This window comes from Paraburkholderia sp. EG304, from assembly GCF_046543485.1.
GTDB lineage: Bacteria > Pseudomonadota > Gammaproteobacteria > Burkholderiales > Burkholderiaceae > Paraburkholderia > Paraburkholderia youngii.
Genome location: NZ_JBKGUA010000038.1, coordinates 35,576 through 54,253 on the forward strand (window position 1 = coordinate 35,576; position 18,678 = coordinate 54,253).

Annotated in this window: 15 protein-coding genes; 11 read left to right on the forward strand and 4 right to left on the reverse strand. The window is 63.5% G+C overall.

Annotated elements, in window-relative coordinates; translation table 11 throughout:
• The first annotated feature begins 29 nt into the window (after window positions 1–29).
• Together ACLFKU_RS31650 and ACLFKU_RS31655 are read left to right on the forward strand one after the other, a co-directional pair.
• Complete coding sequence (locus ACLFKU_RS31650) at window positions 30–1,163, forward strand: substrate-binding domain-containing protein (protein WP_410851733.1); 1,134 nt, start codon at window positions 30–32, stop codon at window positions 1,161–1,163.
• Entirely contained in the window at window positions 1,160–3,982 is a 2,823-nt protein-coding gene (locus tag ACLFKU_RS31655; protein WP_410851734.1) for an ATP-binding protein, read from the forward strand. Before ACLFKU_RS31650 ends, ACLFKU_RS31655 begins: the two co-directional genes overlap by 4 nt.
• Before the next feature lie 39 nt (window positions 3,983–4,021).
• On the opposite strand, the gene ACLFKU_RS31660 is transcribed toward ACLFKU_RS31655, so the two are convergent.
• From ACLFKU_RS31660 to ACLFKU_RS31670, 3 genes are all read right to left on the reverse strand, one after another.
• Complete coding sequence (locus ACLFKU_RS31660) at window positions 4,022–5,602, reverse strand: response regulator (RefSeq protein ID WP_410851735.1); 1,581 nt, start codon at window positions 5,600–5,602, stop codon at window positions 4,022–4,024.
• Window positions 5,603–5,801: 199 nt separating this feature from the next.
• Window positions 5,802–6,119 carry a hypothetical protein gene (locus tag ACLFKU_RS31665; RefSeq protein WP_410851736.1) on the reverse strand — a complete coding sequence of 106 codons (318 nt, stop codon included), beginning with the start codon at window positions 6,117–6,119 and terminating at the stop codon, window positions 5,802–5,804.
• Between the two features lie 173 nt (window positions 6,120–6,292).
• Window positions 6,293–7,708 (reverse strand): sigma-54 interaction domain-containing protein, encoded by a 1,416-nt coding sequence (locus ACLFKU_RS31670; RefSeq protein WP_410851737.1) that lies wholly within the window; start codon window positions 7,706–7,708, stop codon window positions 6,293–6,295.
• A 259-nt stretch (window positions 7,709–7,967) separates the two neighbouring features.
• On the opposite strand from ACLFKU_RS31670, the gene ACLFKU_RS31675 reads away from it, so the two are divergent.
• From ACLFKU_RS31675 to ACLFKU_RS31710, 8 genes are all read left to right on the forward strand, one after another.
• The gene (locus ACLFKU_RS31675) at window positions 7,968–8,849 is read left to right on the forward strand and encodes an MBL fold metallo-hydrolase (RefSeq protein WP_368586424.1); all 882 of its coding nucleotides are present in this window, start codon (window positions 7,968–7,970) and stop codon (window positions 8,847–8,849) included.
• Window positions 8,850–8,883: 34 nt separating this feature from the next.
• A complete protein-coding gene (locus ACLFKU_RS31680; protein ID WP_410851738.1) occupies window positions 8,884–10,191 on the forward strand; it encodes an FAD/NAD(P)-binding oxidoreductase in 1,308 nt (435 codons plus the stop codon).
• Between the two features lie 31 nt (window positions 10,192–10,222).
• Entirely contained in the window at window positions 10,223–11,026 is an 804-nt protein-coding gene (locus tag ACLFKU_RS31685; protein ID WP_410851739.1) for a sulfite exporter TauE/SafE family protein, read from the forward strand.
• 40 nt (window positions 11,027–11,066) lie between these two features.
• Window positions 11,067–11,498, forward strand: a complete 432-nt coding sequence (locus ACLFKU_RS31690) for a YeeE/YedE family protein (protein WP_176122852.1) — start codon at window positions 11,067–11,069, stop codon at window positions 11,496–11,498.
• Between the two features lies 1 nt (window position 11,499).
• Window positions 11,500–11,937: a DUF6691 family protein gene (locus tag ACLFKU_RS31695; RefSeq protein ID WP_410851740.1), complete on the forward strand. Its 438-nt coding sequence runs from the start codon at window positions 11,500–11,502 to the stop codon at window positions 11,935–11,937.
• A gap of 64 nt (window positions 11,938–12,001) precedes the next feature.
• Window positions 12,002–12,532 (forward strand): cytochrome b, encoded by a 531-nt coding sequence (locus ACLFKU_RS31700; protein WP_410851741.1) that lies wholly within the window; start codon window positions 12,002–12,004, stop codon window positions 12,530–12,532.
• A 305-nt stretch (window positions 12,533–12,837) separates the two neighbouring features.
• A complete protein-coding gene (locus tag ACLFKU_RS31705) occupies window positions 12,838–14,223 on the forward strand; it encodes a cytochrome C (RefSeq protein WP_410851742.1) in 1,386 nt (461 codons plus the stop codon).
• Between the two features lie 34 nt (window positions 14,224–14,257).
• Entirely contained in the window at window positions 14,258–14,971 is a 714-nt protein-coding gene (locus ACLFKU_RS31710; RefSeq protein WP_368586430.1) for a c-type cytochrome, read from the forward strand.
• A gap of 22 nt (window positions 14,972–14,993) precedes the next feature.
• On the opposite strand, the gene ACLFKU_RS31715 is transcribed toward ACLFKU_RS31710, so the two are convergent.
• Window positions 14,994–15,563: a cytochrome b gene (locus ACLFKU_RS31715; protein ID WP_410851743.1), complete on the reverse strand. Its 570-nt coding sequence runs from the start codon at window positions 15,561–15,563 to the stop codon at window positions 14,994–14,996.
• A gap of 327 nt (window positions 15,564–15,890) precedes the next feature.
• Between ACLFKU_RS31715 and ACLFKU_RS31720 the strand changes: the two genes are divergently transcribed.
• The gene (locus ACLFKU_RS31720) at window positions 15,891–18,644 is read left to right on the forward strand and encodes a putative bifunctional diguanylate cyclase/phosphodiesterase (RefSeq protein WP_410851744.1); all 2,754 of its coding nucleotides are present in this window, start codon (window positions 15,891–15,893) and stop codon (window positions 18,642–18,644) included.
• Window positions 18,645–18,678 lie beyond the last annotated feature (34 nt).

Sequence of the window (18,678 nt, forward strand, 5' to 3'; positions counted from 1 at the left end):
AGCTCGACGGAGCCCCATGGAGGGACAGCATGAGAGGCTTCCTTCTGGCATTGGCATGCGCGTGCGAGCTGTCGGCGGCCACGGCGCAGGATTTATCGCCTGCCCCCAGGACTGCAGCGCCGGTCGCCGCGACGGACTTCCTGGCTATGGCGAAGCGAGTGGTCGACGCCGCTTCGCGACCCGCTGCACCCTGGAGCGGGCCGCGCAACGGCCCGCGCGCGCAATCCGGAAAACGTATCGCGGTGGTCGCCGAGGATTTGCGCAACGGCGGCATCCTCGGGGTGGTCGATGGTGTGCTGGAGGCGGCCAAGGTCATAGGCTGGCGCGTCAAGATCTTCGATTCCGGCGGTACGACCGACCTCCGTCTGAAGATGCTCGCCAATGCGTTGGCAGGCCACCCCGACGGTCTGATCCTCGCCGGGGGCGACGCATATGCGCTGCTCCCCGCACTGCGGCCGTTTGCCGACAGCGACATCCCGATCGTCGGCTGGCACGTGGCGGGGCGGGCCGGACCGGTGCCGGGCACGCCCGTCGCGATGAACGTCTCGACGGACCCGCTCGAGGTTGCGCGGGTGACCGCGCTCGCGGCCATCGTGCAGTCGGCCGGACATGCGGGCGTCGTCATCTTCACGGACACCGGTTTCCGGATCGCACAGGAAAAGGCGGACGCAATGGCTGCTGTGGTTCGCGCGTGCAGCGGCTGTACCCTGCTCGAAGTGCGCGACGTGGCGATCTCGCGCAGCGAGAAGCTGGTGCCAGAGGCGACACGCGCGCTGCTCGCGCGTTACGGCCCGCGCTGGACCTGTGCGCTGGGGATCAACGACATCTACTTCGACTACGCCGTGCCGGTGTTGACGCAGGCGGGCATACCAAACGCCGCAATGATCATGCTGTCGGCCGGCGACGGCAGCGAGTCCGCCTTCCTGCGCATCCGCACCGGTACGTTCCAGACGGGGACCGTCGCCGAACCCCTGAATCTGCACGGCTGGCAGTTGGTCGACGAACTGAACCGGCTGTTCGCCGGAGAAGGCGTGACGGGTTACGTGAGCCCCGTGCATCTCGTAACGGCGGACAACATCGCCGCTGACGGCGGCGATCGCCTGCTCTACGATCCTGACAACGGCTATCGCGACATTTATCGTCGGATCTGGCAACGCCCGTGAAACTGCCATTCCCACAATCGCTGACCGCCCAGTTTGCGCTCGTTGCCTCGTGCCTGGCCGCGCTGGTGGTCGTGGTCGGCGCCACGTCGATCTATTCGTTGGCCACTTCGGCCTTCTCGATCCGTCAGCTGGCCGAAGAGCGGCTCGCCCGCCTCGTGGATGCGCAGGATCTGGTGCAGCACACGCTGACGATCGAACGCCTCGCGTTGCAGCTGTCCAGCGACGATACGGTCGAAGCGGTGCGCGAGACGCATCGGCAGGTGCTCGAACAGTTGGCATCGTTCGACGGCCTGGTCGACCGGCTGGCCTCGGCGACCACGAGCGAAGACCCTGGTGTCGACCCGCTGACACTTTATCGGTCGAGCCAACGCTTTCGCAACATCGTCAACATCGAGGCGCAAGTGCGCGAGACCGCGCTCGCCCGCCGGGGTGCCTCGGCGGCGGCGCAACCGGCGGGTGTGTCGCTGGCCAGCCTCGACGCGGATCTGCGCGGCGCGGCCGACGCTCTCGCCGCCGCGGCGCACCGGCAGTCGGATGACTTGACGAGCGAATACCGCGAAGCAGTCCAGGATCTGGCCGCTCGCGCAGATCGCACACGCAAATGGGTGGCCGGCGGACTCGCTGTCAGCCTGTTGCTCACCTGGCTCATCGCCCGCGAATTCCTCGGGCGCCATGTCGTGGCGCGCCTGCGCCGCGTCAGCCATTTTCTGCGACATGGCGATGCCGGGAACACGCAAGCCGGCGTGCCCGTGCACGGCGGCGACGAGATTGCCGATATGGCGCGTGCTGTCGAGCAGTTCCTGGAAGACCGACGCCAACGCCGCCAGGCCGAGCAGGCGCTAAAGGAGCTCAACGCCGGACTTGAGGCGCGCGTCGCCCAGCGCACGGCGGAACTCAGTACGGCGCTAGCGGGTCAGGCCGACGAAATCGCCGAACGTCAGCACGCCGAAGATGCGCTTCGGGAAAGCGAGAACTTTCTTAACAGCATCATCGAAAACATCCCGGACACGGTCTTCGTCAAGGAGGCCGAGACCTTGCATTTCGTGCGCTTCAACAGGGCGGCGGAGCAACTTCTCGGCTACCGGCGGGAGGAACTCCTCGGCCGCTCCGTCCATGACCTGTTTCCCGCCGACGAGGCCAATTTCTTCACGCTGAAGGATCGCGCGGTGCTGGAGTCGCGGCAAATGATCGACATACCGGAGGAGCCGGTTCATACGCGCCATGGACTTCGCGTCCTGCACACGATGAAAATCCCGATCGTCGATGTGCGCGGCGAGCCCCGGTTCCTGCTCGGCATCTCACGTGATATCACGGAGCAAAAGCGTGCCGAAGCGGAGTTGCGGCGCTATCGCGAGCACCTCGAAGACATGATTCGCGAGCGGACAGCGGAGCTGGCCGTTGCCAAGGAGCGTGCCGATGCGGCCAACCAGGCAAAGAGCGAGTTCCTGGCGCACATGAGCCACGAGCTACGCACGCCGCTCAACGGAATTCTCGGGTACGCGCAAATCCTCAAGCGCGACACGACCCTCGATCAGCACCAGCTTGACGGACTGGCAGTCATCCAGCGCAGCGGCGAACACCTGCTTACGCTCATCGACGACATCCTGGATATCGCCAAAATCGAGGCCGGGCGAATGGAACTCAATTTGTCCGACGTCCCGCTCGAACAGTTCGTCTCCTTTATCGCCGAGACGATACGGGTGAAGGCCACGGAAAAAGGCCTGGCCTTCGCTTGCGAGATGCCGCCGGATCTGCCCGCGTGTGTGCGGGTGGACGAAATACGGTTGCGCCAGGCGTTGCTCAACCTGCTCTCGAACGCGATCAGATTTACCGAGCAGGGAACCGTGCGTCTGCGCGTCGCTTTCACCCCGCCGACGCGACTATGTTTCGAAGTCCGGGACACCGGCATCGGCATAGATCAAGGGCGTCTGGAGGAAATCTTCAGTCCTTTCGAGCAGGTCAGCGAGGACCGTCATCGCTTTGGCGGTACCGGCCTCGGGCTAGCCATTAGCCGGCAACTCGTGCGCCTGATGGGAGGCGAGATCCATGTCGAAAGTCGCCGCGATATAGGCAGCACCTTTTCGATCGAGCTGGACGTCGAGGTGGTGGCGCCTTGCGCGGCTGTCGCCGCGTCCGAACGGATCGTGAGCGGCTACAAAGGGCCGCGCAAGACTATCCTGGTCGTGGATGACGTGGCGGAGAACCGCGCCGTGATGGTCGATATGCTCGGTCCGCTCGGATTCGACATGGCGGAAGCTGCTAACGGATCTGAAGCGATGGAGAAAATCGAATCCCTCCATCCTGCGCTAGTCCTGATGGATGTGGTCATGCCCGAGACTGACGGCCTCGAAGCCACGCGTCGCTTGCGCCAGATGGCCGAATTCCGGGATCTTCCGATCGTCGCGGTCTCCGCTCGCGCGTCGAGAACCGACGCGGCGCAAAGTCTGGAGGCCGGCGCAAATGCCTTTCTGGCCAAACCGATCGACTTCGGCCAGCTATTGTCCGCCGTCGCGGCGCTCCTGAATGTCGAGTGGATCGATGCAGCTTCAGAGGCACAAGTCAGTGAAGCGGGCCCATCGGCTGTACCTGCCGCCGCGCCTCTTCCCGACCACTTGAAGGCGCCCCCGCCGGAGGAAATTCAAGCGCTGCACTACCTCGCGCGACTCGGCGATATGCGTGCCATTACGCAACATGCCCAGCACTTGACCGAGCTCGACGAGCGCTATCGACCCTTCGCGGACCACCTCTGCAGGTTGGCGAAGGCTTACCAGTCCAAGTCGATTCTCAACTTCGTCGAGCAATATCTGGAAGGAGAATAACTCCGAAGATTTGCGCCGCGGAGCGGGAATCGCTTCGTCTTACGTTCTAGCAGCATCGAGCGGAATGTGAATCGAAACCATCGTGCCCGCGCCGGGCGCGGTTTCGATCGAAAGCGATCCGCCGATCAGCCGCGCGCGCTCGTTCATGCCGAGCAGGCCATATGAATAGTCGCGCCTCACGACTTGCTGGTCGAAGCCGCGGCCGTCGTCACGCACCTGCAGTAAGAGCTTCGCCGCCGTCGATACGAGCGTCACCTCGACATGTGTGGCGTCGGCATGCCGCGCGACGTTCGTCAGCGACGCCTGTGCGATGCGGAACAGGGCCGTCGCATGAGCGTCGGACAGCGCCGGGTCGCCGCCTTCGATACGCAATTCACACGCAATCGCATGGCGGCGGTTGAACTCCTCGACAAGCCATTCGAGCGCGGACACGATGCCGAAGTTGAGCGCGGCGGGCCGCAAATGGCTCGCGACATTGCGCACCATCGAGATCGTGCCTTCGACCAGTTGACGCATATCATCGGCTTTTTTCGACGCTTCCGCGTCGTGCGTTATGCGCATCTTGAGCAGCGACACGTCCATCTTGAGCGCAGTCAGCAATTGGCCCAGTTCGTCGTGAATCTCCATCGCAATGCGCTTTCTCTCCTCCTCGCGAATCGCCTCCATATACGCGGACAGTTCGCGCTGCTGCTCGCGCGATTCGACGAGTTCCTGTTCCATCTGCTTGCGGCCCGTAATGTCGTTCAGGCCGACATAGATCGCGGGAGAATCGTCGTAAGTCGCGACGCGCGCCGTCGCCATCGCCCAGAACCGTGTATCGTCCGCGCGCCGGAACTGTATCTCCCTATCGCGCAAGCTGCCCTCCGCGCGCAGATGCTCGATCACACGCTCGCGCTCCCCCCGGTCGGCGTAGAAATCCGCGATATTGACGGACACGTGTTCGTCCATGCCGAAGAGTTCACGCAGCGGCTGATTCGTGTACAGGATGTGCCCATCAGGCATCGACGTGATGCACAGCGGCACCGGGCTCGTTTCGACAATCGCGCGAAAGCGCGCCTCGCTTGCCTGCAAGCACGCGTTGGCGCGCGCGAGTTCTTCCGTACGCAACGCGACACGCCGCTCGAGATCGTCGCGCGCTTGCGATAACGCAGCCTCCGTTTCCTTGCGCATCGCGACTTCCGCCAGCAGTTGCCGGTTTTGCGCGAGAACCTGCTTGTGCATCACCCGCAATTCGAGATGCACGCCGACGCGCGCGACCATCTCGTCGACGCGCAACGGCTTGGTCACATAGTCGACGCCACCGGCCAGAAAACCTTCGACGCGGTCCTCGTTGCCGGTCAGCGATGTCATGAACAGGACGGGAATATCGCGGGTGCGCTCATCGAGCTTGAGGCGTCGACAGGTCTCGAAGCCGTCGATGCCCGGCATCTTCACGTCGAGCAGGATCACATCGGGCTGAGAGAAGACCGCGCGCTCCAACGCTTCGATACCGTCGAGCGCCACCAGCACGCGAATGCCTCGCGCTTCGAGACTGTCGACGACTACGCCGAGATTGCCCGGCGTATCGTCGACTATCAGAATGGTGCCGGTCTGCGCAACCGGGGTGGCGAAATGGCTCATGATGCGGTGTTCCCTTTGAGAGACCGCTCAACGAGTTGCAGGGTGTCCTATTCTGCACTCGATGCCAGAGCCTGGTCCATCACGCGCTCACCGGCTTTGGAACGACCGATGAAACAGCCGCGCCGCGGCCTCACTGCCGCTGCACGCCGCTCGCACGATTTTCTCCGCTCTTCCGGGCTTTTAGCTGCGTTGCGGTTCGCTATTCCGCCAGCCCGCCGACCACGGCGAGCCGCCGGACTGCGCGAGGCTCGGTCAGTTCGTCGATCAGGTCGGCTACTTCGCACAGCGCGCGAAACTCATACTCGTTGATCTGCTCCGCGTGATTGCGACGCAATTCGCGCATCGTTTCGCCCAGCCGTTTGAGCGCGGCAGGCGTGCTGTCGAGCAGCGGCCAGCAGTGCATCAAATATGCGAGCGATTTCACGCTGCGCGCCTCGCACCACGTGTCGAACAGTCGTAGACATATCGAGTCGATCTGTTCGACGACGTTCTCCCGCTCCGACAGATAGCCCATCATGACCCATCAATTCGACATTGCATTCCGATACGTCATCATCTATGAGCGGAAGTTGTGTCGCATTCAGCGCAGGCTGGAAAACCACGGTTAGAGATCCTGATTCGCGTGTCAGGAAACCCTGAGTGACGATGAGGCGACAGCCGGCCGGCATTGCGAGCATCGCTCCGGTTTGGTTAGGCGCCCTCACCGCCCGCGATCGCTTTAAGCCGGCGATAAAGCGTGCGCTCGCTCAAACCCAATTGCGCGGCAAGCTCACTGCGTTTCCCGCGGAATTGCGCCGCCGCGCTCGCGAGCTCCGCATCGGTGAGCTTGCGCGGCAGGCCCGGACCCACGGCCAGCGATTCCTTCGCCGCGCCGGAAGTCTTATCGCGGACCGCCTCCGGCAAGTGTTCCGGGCGGATCACACCACCGTCGGCGAGCAGGTTGGCGCGCTCGAGCACGTTGCGCAATTCGCGGATGTTGCCGGGCCACGCATAGGCACGCAACAGCGCCAACGCCTCCGCCGAAATCGACGCCTTATGCGACGACCCGCTTCGCGTCGACGCAATGCGCGTCAGGATCGAATCCGCGAGCAGCGCGATGTCGTCGACACGCTCGCGCACCGCGGGCAAATGAATCGGAAACGCACTGATCCGGAAATACAGATCAGCGCGGAACTGGCCGTCCGCGACCATCCGCTCGAGCGGCTTGTGCGTGGCCGCGACGAGCCGGAAGTCGGCACGCAGCATATCGGTACTGCCCACGCGCCTGAAGGTGCCCGTTTCGATCAGCCGCAACAGCTTCACCTGAATGGATAGCGGCACGTCGCCGATTTCATCGAGAAACAGCGTGCCGCCCTGCGCGGTTTCGACGAGGCCCTGCTTCCGGCTCGTCGCGCCGGTGAACGCGCCCTTCTCGAAGCCGAACAACTCGCTTTCGAACAGCGTCTCGGTAATGCCCGAGCAATCCACGACGACGAACGGCCCCTGAGCGCGGCTGCTCGCCTCATGCAGCGCATGCGCGAACAGCTCCTTGCCGGTGCCCGATTCGCCGAGCAGCAGAACGGGCAGCATCGAAGGCGCGACGCGCTGCAAAGCAGAAATCGCCTCGTTGAACGCCGGCGCGCGCCCGACCAGACCTTCGGAGCTTGGCCGCGCGGACGCGCTCCTGACCGTGGCGAGACGCTCGACATAGGCGACGATGCGCGCGTGGCGGTCGAAGATCGGCCGCAACTCGACGTCGACGTGCTCCGGGCCTCTCGGTGTGTGATGGATATGCAGCACGCGATCCGCGCTGCGATTTTCCGTCGCGCGTTTCATCGGGCAGTGCTCGCCCGCCTGATCGCACGGCACGTCGTAGTGATGCGAAACCTGATAACAGCGGCGGCCGATGTGCGCCTGGCCCTCGACGCCGAACTGGCGCTGATAGGCGCTGTTCGCGGCCAGAATCTGATAGTGCGGATCGAGCACGATCGCCGGTTGCGGATCGTGCTCCAGATATGACACGAGCGTGCTCACGTCGGGTACCACCGTGGGCACGCCGTCAGACGCGCCAGGGGATTGCGACGGAAGCTCGGTCGAAGGGGGCGGCGCAATGTCGGGCGGGATCATCGTGATTACTCCTTGGCTGCCGCACTATACGCCGGAACTGCCATTTCTGCCACGACTGCCAAATGGCAGTGACTCTTTGCCACGGGTGAGGCCGAGCGTCGTGCAGACGCCTCTTCAATTCGCCATATCGCGCGCGATAAACCTCTAAAAATCAGTGCGTTACAACCGAGGGCCGTGACGCTGCGGCTTGGTGGCACGACTCCTGCATTGGTGGGCGCCTCGGACTGGCTTAGTCCGCTATCGTGAGGAACCCACCGAAATGGCAACCGGCAAGCTCGCCGTCGAGGGCTTCTTCGATCCTGCGACATCGACCGTCAGCTATCTGCTGATGGATGCAGGCACGAGGAATTGCGCATTGATCGACACCGTGCTCGACTACGACCCGAAGTCGGGACGCACCTGCACCGCAACCGCGGATCGCCTCGCCGCGCGCGTGGAGTCGCTCGGCGCGCGCGTGCAATGGATACTCGAAACCCACGTGCACGCCGATCACCTGTCGGCCGCGCCCTATCTGAAAGCGCGGCTCGGCGGTCAGATCGCAATCGGCGCGCAGGTGACGCGCGTGCAAGCCGTGTTCGGCAAGCTGTTCAACGCGGGTCCCGGGTTTCGCACCGATGGCTCGCAGTTCGATCGCCTGTTCGACAACGACGAGACGTTCAACGTCGGCGATCTGTCCGTGCGCGTGATGCACACGCCAGGCCACACGCCCGCCTGCGTGACCTATGTCGCGAGCGACGGCAGCGAAGAAGCCGCGTTCGTCGGCGACACGCTGTTCACGCCCGACTACGGCACCGCGCGCTGCGATTTTCCGGGCGGCGATGCGTCAGCGCTGTATCGCTCGATTCAGCGCATCCTCGGTCTCGCGCCGCAAACCCGCCTGTATCTGTGCCACGACTACCAGCCGGGCGGCCGGCCGCTGCTGTTCGAGACCACGGTGGCCGAGCAGCGCGAGCAGAACATCCACGTCCGCGACGGCATCGACGAAGCGTCGTTCATCGCGATGCGCACGGCCCGCGACGCCACGCTCACGATGCCCACGCTGATCCTGCCGTCGGTGCAGGTCAACATGCGAGCGGGCCACCTGCCGCCGCCCGAAAGCGATGGCGTGTCGTACATCAAGGTACCGGTCGATGCGCTGTGAGCGCGGCGGCCTGGAACAAACAAGAGGACCCTACATGCGCAACACGAAACTCACGGACCCTTCGAACCCAGCGGCCGACACGCTCGCCGCCGCATCGCAACGGATGCGGCCGACGCACCGGCACGACGTGGTGATCGTCGGCGCCGGCGCGGCCGGTATCGCAACGGCGTCGAGCCTGCTTGCGCGCAGTCCCGATCTCGACATCGCGGTCATCGATCCCGCCGACACGCACTATTACCAGCCGGGCTGGACGATGGTAGGCGCCGGCGTATTCCACCCGGAAACGACGGCACGTCCGATTTCCAGCGTGCTGCCCGCGAACGTGAAGTGGATCAAGGCTGCCGTCACGCACTTCGAGCCGGCGCAAAACCTCGTGATTCTCGACGGCTCGCGCGCCGTCGAATACCGCCAGCTGGTGGTGTGCCCCGGCCTCAAACTCGACTGGAACGCGATCGACGGCCTCGTCGACACGCTCGGGCGCAACGGCGTCACGTCCAATTACCGCTACGACCTCGCGCCGTACACGTGGAAGGTGACGCAGCAGCTCGAAACGGGTCGAGCCATTTTCACGCAGCCGCCGATGCCGATCAAATGCGCCGGCGCGCCGCAGAAAGCGATGTATCTCGCGTGCGATCACTGGCGCCGCAGCGGGCGGCTGCAACATATCGGCGTCGAATTCCGCAATGCCGGCGCGGCGCTGTTCGGTGTCGCCGACTACGTGCCCGCGTTGATGCAGTACGTCGAACGTTACGGCATCGCGCTGAACTTCGGCTCCACGCTGAGTGCGGTCGATGGCGACGCAAAGATGGCGAGATTCACGCATACGCTAGCCGACGGCAGCAAGGAAACCTTCGAGACCGGCTTCGACATGCTGCACGCCGTGCCGCCGCAAAAGGCGCCCGACTTCATCCGCGACAGCGCGCTCGCGGATGCGTCCGGCTGGCTCGACGTCGATCAGGCCACGTTGCGGCACAAGCGCCACGAAAACATCTTCGGACTCGGCGATGCGACCAACACGTCCAACGCGAAGACCGCCGCCGCCGCGCGCAAGCAGGCGCCGGTCGTCGCGCACAACGTGCTCGCCTCGCTGGGCGCGGCGAGCGGCGTCGCGATCTACGACGGCTACGGCTCCTGCCCGCTCACCGTCGAGCGCGGAAAGATCGTGCTCGCCGAGTTTCTGTATGGCGGCAAGGTCGCGCCGACGTTTCCGGCGTGGCTCATCGACGGCAAAAAGCCATCGCGGCTCGCGTGGCTGCTGAAAGAGCGAATCCTGCCGCCGCTCTACTGGCGCGGCATGCTGAAGGGACGCGAATGGCTCGCTAATCCGCAACTGGCGGACTGAGCGCCGGCACGCACTGCTCACGGGGTCTTCGATGCTGCTGTCTCTCGTTCTCGGCGCGCTGGTGGGCGCCACTCTCGGACTGACCGGCGCCGGCGGCGGCATTCTTGCCGTGCCCGCGCTCGTGTTCGGCATGGGCTGGCCGCTGCAGCAGGCCACGCCGGTCGCGCTCGTCGCGGTGGCCGGCAGCGCAGCGGTGGGCGCGCTCGAGGCGTTCCGCAAGCGGCTCGTCCGCTATCGCGCCGCGCTGCTGATGGCCGCCGCGGGGGTGCCCGCCACCGCCGCCGGCGCGCGCCTCGCGCATGCGTTGCCGCAACGCGTGTTGCTCGCGCTGTTCGCCGCGGTGATGCTGGTCGTCGCGTTCCGGCTGCTGCGTCAGACGCGCGCGCGCCGCGCGTCGCGCGAGCCGCAATCGTCGATGTGCGTCGCGCATGTCGACCCGGCGACCGGCCGTTTTCGCTGGACCTGGCCGACCGCAGCCGCACTCGCGGCCACCGGTTCGCTGACCGGATTGATGACCGGTATGCTCGGTGTCGGCGGCGGCTTCATCATCGTGCCGATGATGCGCAAGCTGACTGACGTGTCGATGCACGGCATCGTCGCGACTTCGCTGATGGTGATCGCGCTCGTCGGCAGTAGCGGCGTTCTCGCGACGGCCACGCACGGCGCAACACTTCCACTCGAAGTCGCGTTGTGGTTCACTGGCGCCACCGCCGCCGGAATGCTCAGCGGACGGCTCGCGTCGCATCACATTGCCGCCCATCATGTGCAGTTGGGCTTTGCGAGCATCCTCGTGTGCGTGGCGCTCGGCCTGCTGGTCAAAGCGGCGCTGATGTAAGCGCTGCCGCAACCCACCCAACAATCAAACAGAGCGAACGATGATAGATTTCGACCATTTCACCCCGATCGCCTCCCTGTGCGGAGGCCTGCTGATCGGCGTCGCGGCTGCGGCGATGGTGCTTTTGCTGGGCCGCATCGCCGGAATCAGCGGGATAGTCGGCGGCCTGCTGCGCTGGACGAAGCGCGACGGCGCATGGCGCGTCGCCTTCGTTGCCGGGCTGATCGTTGCGGCGCTAATCGCGCGCGCGGTCGATGCGCCCGTCGCGATCACCGTCGACGCATCGTGGCCCGCCGTGATCGCGGCCGGCTTGCTGGTCGGCATCGGCACCCGCTACGGCAGCGGCTGCACGAGCGGACACGGCGTGTGCGGCATTTCACGCGGCGCCACGCGCTCGCTCGTCGCGACGGCGACGTTCATGGCGGCCGGCTTCGTCACCGTCTATATCATTCGACATCTTCTCGGAGCCTAAGATGGCAACAGCTGTTTCATTCCTATGCGGGCTGCTGTTCGGCATCGGCCTGCTGTTGTCGGGCATGGCCAACCCTGCGAAAGTGCAGGGCTTCCTCGATATCGCCGGACGCTGGGACCCGTCGCTCGCGTTCGTGATGATGGGCGCGGTGGCCGTCGCGGCAATCGGTTTCGCGATCGCCAAGCGCCGCGACAAGTCGCTGCTCGGATCGCCGATGCGGATTCCCGCGTCGACCCACGTCACGGCAAGACTGGTGCTGGGCAGTGCCGCGTTCGGCGTCGGTTGGGGAATTGCCGGGTTCTGTCCAGGCCCCGCGCTCGTCGCGCTCGGGCTCGGGTCGGCCAAAGCGTGGGTGTTCGTGGCCGCGATGATCGCGGGAATGGCCATCTTCGAGTTATTCGAACGGCGCAGACAGACGGCCTTGGCGACGGGTTCTTAACCTGAGCTTAAGGCGCGGCAGTGTACGATCTGTTTCACCAGAAACCAACTCACAGGCGCCCCCTATGCAAGTCTCGACTGAACACCGCTATGACATCGTTGCACGTTTGCTCCATTGGCTCGTCGTCGGGCTGGTTGCCGCGCAGTTCGTGATCGGCTGGACGATGCCGGACGTGCACCGCGATACGGTGCCGGACGGTGAAATCGCCTGGCACCTTGGCGTCGGCACCGCATTGCTCGCCGCGATGGTGTTGCGGGTGCTGTGGCGCGTGACTCACCCGTCGCCGCCGGACAATCTGCCGCCGCTGTTTCGCGTCGCTTCAAAAGTCACCCACCTTGCGCTGTACGTGCTGCTCGTGCTGGTGCCGCTGCTCGGCTGGATCAACGCTTCGTCGCGCACGTGGACGGTCCGCCTCGGCGGCCTTGTTTCGTTACCCTCACTGTCGGCACCGGGCTCCTCGTTCGGGCATGCGATGGGCGATGTGCACGGCGTTCTCGCGTGGGTGCTGTTCGGTGTCATCTGCCTGCATATCGCTGCGGCAATGTTTCATCAGTTCGTCGCCGGCGACCGCGTTCTACAGCGCATGAAGATCTAGCGATCGCGTATAGCCAAAGCCGCGGGAACTCAACAAGGTCCCTCTCGGTCTCCCGCCTTGCGCGTTCAAGCGCATGCGCGGGAATAAATCGGCGTGCGCGCTCGTTCTGGAGTCTGGAGAAAGCGCTCCGCGCAGGCAAGCATCAACCGCAACGCGGCATCAGCTTGCCCCACTACGCCGATGTAAATGCGACGCCGGTCATGCCGAGCGCGAAGTGCGATGCTGTCGCCCAGTTTCCGCAGTGGGCAGGGGTTCGTGCGCGCTGCGCATGACCGAATGCGGAACTGGCCGTCGGGGAGACGGACATGTCAAAGGCATTTGCAGGCGATGATGCCGCCCATCGGCTGACGGGTCGGATCTGGATGCTGGCGCTCGCCGTGCTGTGCCTGGTGGTTGCTCCCGTCGTTCGAGCGCTGCCTATATTCGCCCGTCAAACAGGGCAAAGCTGCGTCGCGTGTCACGCGGGCGGACAGTTTCCTGAACTGACGCCGTACGGCCGAATGTTCAAGCTCAATGGCTATACCTTCGGCGAACGTACGGTTCCAATCGCCGTGATGGCGATGCTCGACATGACCAGGACGAGGCTCAACCACGATGCCAGCGGCAATATCGTGTCGCCCAAAGACGGTCTGCCGATATTCGATTCAGCCAGCATCTTCCTCGCCGGCAAGATCACCGACAGGATCGGTGCGTTCACGCAATTCACCTACTCGAACTACGACCATCAGGGAAGCGACGGACACTGGATCGGCCACTGGGCATCGGACAACATGGATTTCCGTTATGTGGACAGGATCATCGGGAACGCCAGCGACCTGATTCTCGGCACCACCCTGCACAACAATCCGACCGTGCAGGATGTGTGGAACAGTTCTCCGGCATGGAGTTACCCGTACATTTCCTCTTCGATCAGCACGGTCGGCTCACCCCAGTTTCTGCCGATCCTCGAAGGCACGCTCGCGCAGCAGGTCGTGGGTGCGGGCGGCTACCTGTACTGGAACCGGACAGTCTATGCGGAGGTGTCGCTGTATAGCACCGCTGATGGCATCTGGTCGTTCATGAGCAAGGGCAACAAGGCCGGCGACCCCAACCACCCGCAGATCTATCTGAAGGGTCAAAATCCGTACTGGCGTCTGGCCCTGACTCATGAGTGGGGTCCGCACAACGTCATGGTGGGGACCTTCGGCATCAATGCGAACGTCTATCCGAACGACGCGAACTCGATGCCGATCTTCACCCAGGGCGTCACCCGCTATCGCGACATCGGCGTGGATGCGCAGTATCAGTACATCCTCGAGCCGAACACCGTAACCGCACAGGCGCGCTATATCCATGAAAACATCAGCGACCCGAATAACTTCGTGTTTGGCAACAGCCAGTCAGCGAATCTGAATTCCTTACGCCTGAAAGCCTCGTACATCTATCAGGCCAAATATGGCGTGAGCCTTTCGTTCTTCAACGTGACCGGCACCACGGATAGCGTGGCGTACGCCGGCAGCGCGAACTCGTCGCCGGCCACGCAAGGGTGGATGCCCGAGATCTTCTGGATTCCTGTGCAGAACATCCGCGTCGGTCTTCAATACACGCATTTCACCAAATACCTCGGCGCCCGGTCGAATTACGACGGCCATGGACGCAATGCAAGCGACAACGACACGCTGTTTCTATACCTCTGGGCCGCGTACTGGTGACGGTATCGGCTCACGTTTTTTAGAAGGCCCATCGATGAAACATCCCGCGCATTCCATTGAGGATTCAACGTGCCGCTGGCCACGCGCGCGATTGATCCTCGTCGCGCTATCGCTCGGCGCAACCGGCTGCCACAACCTGGAGCAGTCCAGACAGATCGACAATCCCGCCGTCGCCGGAAGGACGATCGCATTGCAGGTGTGTTCGAATTGCCATAGCGTAAATGGAGTTTCGGTATCTCCCACGTTTCCGAAACTCGCGGGCCAACCACGGGAATACCTCGTCAATCAGCTAACGGATTTCAAGGCTCATGTGCGAAGCGACCCGAATGCCAGAAGATTCATGTGGGGCTTCACGCATCTGAGTGAAACGCAAATCGAGCAACTCGCCGCGTACTTCTCCAGCCAGCCGCCTCCGGTACCACGAGCGACGGCCGATCATCGGCTCATCGATTCGGGCAGGACGATCTTTTTGTTGGGCATTCCGGACAAAGGCGTACCGGCATGCAGTACCTGTCACGGCCAGCATGGAGAAGGGACAGGGGGATTTCCTCGCCTCGCCGGACAGTACGCGGATTACGTTGAAAAACAGATCCTGGTGTTCCGGAGCGCCGGGCTACGCCCGCGTGGCGAAGTGATGAAGACTATCTCCGACAACTTGTCGGATCGGGACATTCGAGCCGTTGCTGCCTTCATGGAGGCTTTTCCCGCAGAGGCTGAGGCGGCGGCCGATCCCGCTGTGGACCGCTAAACGGGCAGTCTTGCCATCGGGCTTATCGGCCAGTACGCGCCCGTCCGGTCGGAAACCAGCGCGGAAGCATGCCGACCAAGACGTCGTCTTTAAGGAGGACATGATGAACAATAGCCGCGAATGCGTGGAACCCCGCAAGCCACATAATGGCGTCGCCGAGCCATGTGTGAAGCGATGAGATGGCTGAGCCTGCTGCATGCGATGTACTGAGTAAAGACGGAATCTCGTGACCACCGATGAGCGTCAGAGGATGCCCTTCGAGCCACGCGCCCGAGATGGCGGTAAGCGCTAGGGCGAGGAGAAGCAGATACAGCAACCACTGAACGGTTGTTGCCAGAACAGCCATCCAGCGAGACATCGGAGGTGTCTCAGGATGGGTGTCGAACGCCCGCCACAGCAGGCGGATGAGGGTGAGCGCGAACACGCATAGACCCAAGGTCTCGTGCAATTGCCGGTCGAAATCGTGCGCCGCAGAATAAACGCGCTGCTCATGTCCGCCGGGCCCATACATGAACGTTACGAGCACGACTATCGCCGTGCACCAGTGAAGGAATTGGGCAATCGAACCGTAGCTGGTGGCAGAGCTTTTCACAATAGCGTCTCCCCTATCCGACCTTCGACGAATGCCAGGCACTAGCACAGGCCGTACGCTGGCATGCTGGATTCGAGAATGGATTCTACGCTCAAACTCTGAGCGTTTTTCTCTGGTGACTGTTGAACGCTCTCCGTCGAACGGCCGGTCGTCGAAACTACGGCCGAAGCAGCTTGATTCTCAAGTTCTTCGTCTCGCTGCCGATACCTTCACTGAGGAGACAATAGCCCGGTTACCGCGCGCAATAACCGGTAAAAGATGCTGACGCACAGCCATGCCGCCGTCGAGTATCAATGTTCTGCACTCACGCGCGCTGATTCTGAATCGATGCAATATATTTCAAGCTTCGGCATCGCTGGCGTCATAGGCCGGTGGAGGCGGCGACATGGCGTCGACCGGCAACTGATCATCACCGTCGCACTGGTGTTGACCGGCCTCGTCATTTTCGCTGTCGGCATTGGTTACACGCTGATATGGCACGAGCGGTCCGTTGCAGAGCGCATTCACGCGCTGCGTGCCCGCGATGACATCGAGACGCTGCAAGCAGTGCATATTCAGGCGAACGCCGACTTCCTGGTGGGGCTCGACAGTGCACGGGTGGCATCCTTCGCGTGGCCGGTGCAGCGTGTCGTGCTGGCCGCCACCTGCTTCGACCGGCTGGAACAAAGTTACGCGAGCGACCCGCGAAGCCAACTGGCGGTACGGCGTCTGCGCGGTGAGACGGCCGGCTGGGCGTGGCTTCTGGCCGACATCGCGGTACGTGCGCACGTCGCGGATGGCCACGCCTCGGTGGACAGCCCCGAGCTGCTCGCAGCGAACCGCATGCTGGCGAACATCGTCACCGAGCTGGTGACCCTCCGCGACGCGCAGACCGCTTCCCTGAGGGCTGCATCCGACAGCGCGACGCGCCACCTGGTGATAGAACGGACCGTGCTTGCGACCACGGCGCTGGCGGCCTGTTTTCTCTTTTGCTATGCATTGATTGCTCACTATCGCGCCCGTCTCGCGCGGCAAAGCGCGCGCGTCATCGCATCAGAAAGCGAGCGCCGGTTCCGTCAGTACTTCGATCATCATCCACTGCCGATGTTGATTTTCGACGTCGAGACGCTATCGATTCTCGCTGCGAACCGCGCCGCCGCATCCCAGTACGGACGCACGCGCCGTCAGCTATGCTCGCTCGACATGGCCGCCCTGTATGCGCAAGCCGACCTGCCGTCATTTCTGCGCGATCTGCACGCGCAGCTGGCTGCGGCCACCACCAGCGGCTCGGCCGGTGTATGCCGGCATCGGCACAGCGACGGCACGCCCGTCTACGTCGAACTGTCGTACCACTTCCTCACCTATGGCCGTCATCGAGCGTGCTTCATCACGGCCGTCGACGTCACGGAGCGAAAGAATGCCGAGCTCGCGCTATTGCTGCGAAGCCGTGCACTCGACGCGATCGGCAACGGCGTGCTCATCACGCGACCCGATCCGAGCGGCGACGTGGTCGAATACGCGAACCCGGCATTCGAGAAAATAACTGGCTATGCGCGCCCGCAGAACGCAGGCGATCACTCAGCGCGGCCGGAAACACCCGGATTGTGGCAACAGATCGGTACGGCGATTGCCGGGAAACGCGAGGCCACCACGCTGACGAAAAGCCGTCGCGCGAACGGAACGGAGTTCTGGTATCAGCTCTACGTTGCGCAGGTAAGCGACGAGTCGGAAAAGGTTACGCATCACATCAGCGTGGTGAGCGACCTGACGGAGCTCATCGAGTCGCGCGATCTGCTGGTCAGGCAGGCGCGCCGCGATGCGCTGACGGACTTGCCGAACCGCGTGACGCTGCGTGAATTGATCGACACGGCGATCTTCGAGGGTCACGAGTTCGCGCTGCTGTTCATCGACCTCGATCATTTCAAGGACATCAACGACAGCCTGGGCCACGGCGCCGGCGATCGCCTGTTGCAGGAAGTTGCGCGGCGGCTGTCGGCCTCGGTCGGATCGGATGGCGTGGTCACCCGCTATGGCGGCGACGAGTTCGTGACGATGCTGAAGGGTTCAACCGGCGATGCCGAACTCTGCGCGCTGTTGGCGCGCGTGACGCAAACGCTGAACGAGCCGGTGCAAATCGACGACATGCAACTGCGGGTCCGGATGAGCGTTGGGGTCAGCTGCTATCCGCAGGACGGCACAGACTGCGAAACCCTGCTGAAACACGCCGACCTCGCGATGTATCGCGTCAAGGCAGGCGGGCGTAACGGCGTCGAGCGATTTGCGCCTTCCCTCGCACATGAAGCGGCTCAGCGCATCGCTCTATCCCACAAGCTGCGCAATGCCGTCGAGCAGAACGGCTTCGAGCTGGTGTACCAGCCGCAAGTGGACATACGCAGTTACCGGCTGAGCGGAGTCGAGGCGCTGATCCGATGGCACGACGCGGACTTCGGCACGGTCAGCCCGACGACGTTCATTCCCTTGGCCGAAGACATCGGTTTGATCGCGCCAATCGGAGAATGGGTGCTGCAAACTGCCTGTGTACAGGCAAAGCGCTGGGAAGAAGTGCTGCCGTGGCTGCGCATGTCGGTCAACGTGTCGCCGAGCCAGCTTACGTCGAGTGATTTCGGCGCCGTCGTGCGCCGTGCTCTGGCCGCGTCGCAATTGGCCGCGGACCGGCTGGAACTGGAGATTACCGAAGGAGGTCTGGTTGCCCCAGGCGCCCTGCCCACGCTGCGCGCGCTGCACGACATTGGCGTGTCCATAGCGATCGACGACTTTGGCGCCGGTTACTCGAGCCTGGCTTATCTGCGCAGCTTCCACGCCGACCGTCTGAAGATCGACATGTCGTTCATCCGCGGCATTGGCAGCAGTCGTGCGGATGAGACGATCATCGGTGCGATCATCGCACTTGCCCGCAACCTGCGTTTCGAAGTCGTCGCGGAAGGCGTCGAACGAGCGGAGCAACTGGCTTTTCTTGCCGAGGCCGGCTGCGAGATCGTTCAGGGATACTACTTCGCCGCGCCACTGCCAGCGGCGAATGTTCCAGCCTACGCGGCGAGTCTGCTCGGCGAGTCGCACGAGTTGCAGAACACCGCGTCGTGAGAGCCCCGCACGCGACGGCTTCACTTCGGCTTTG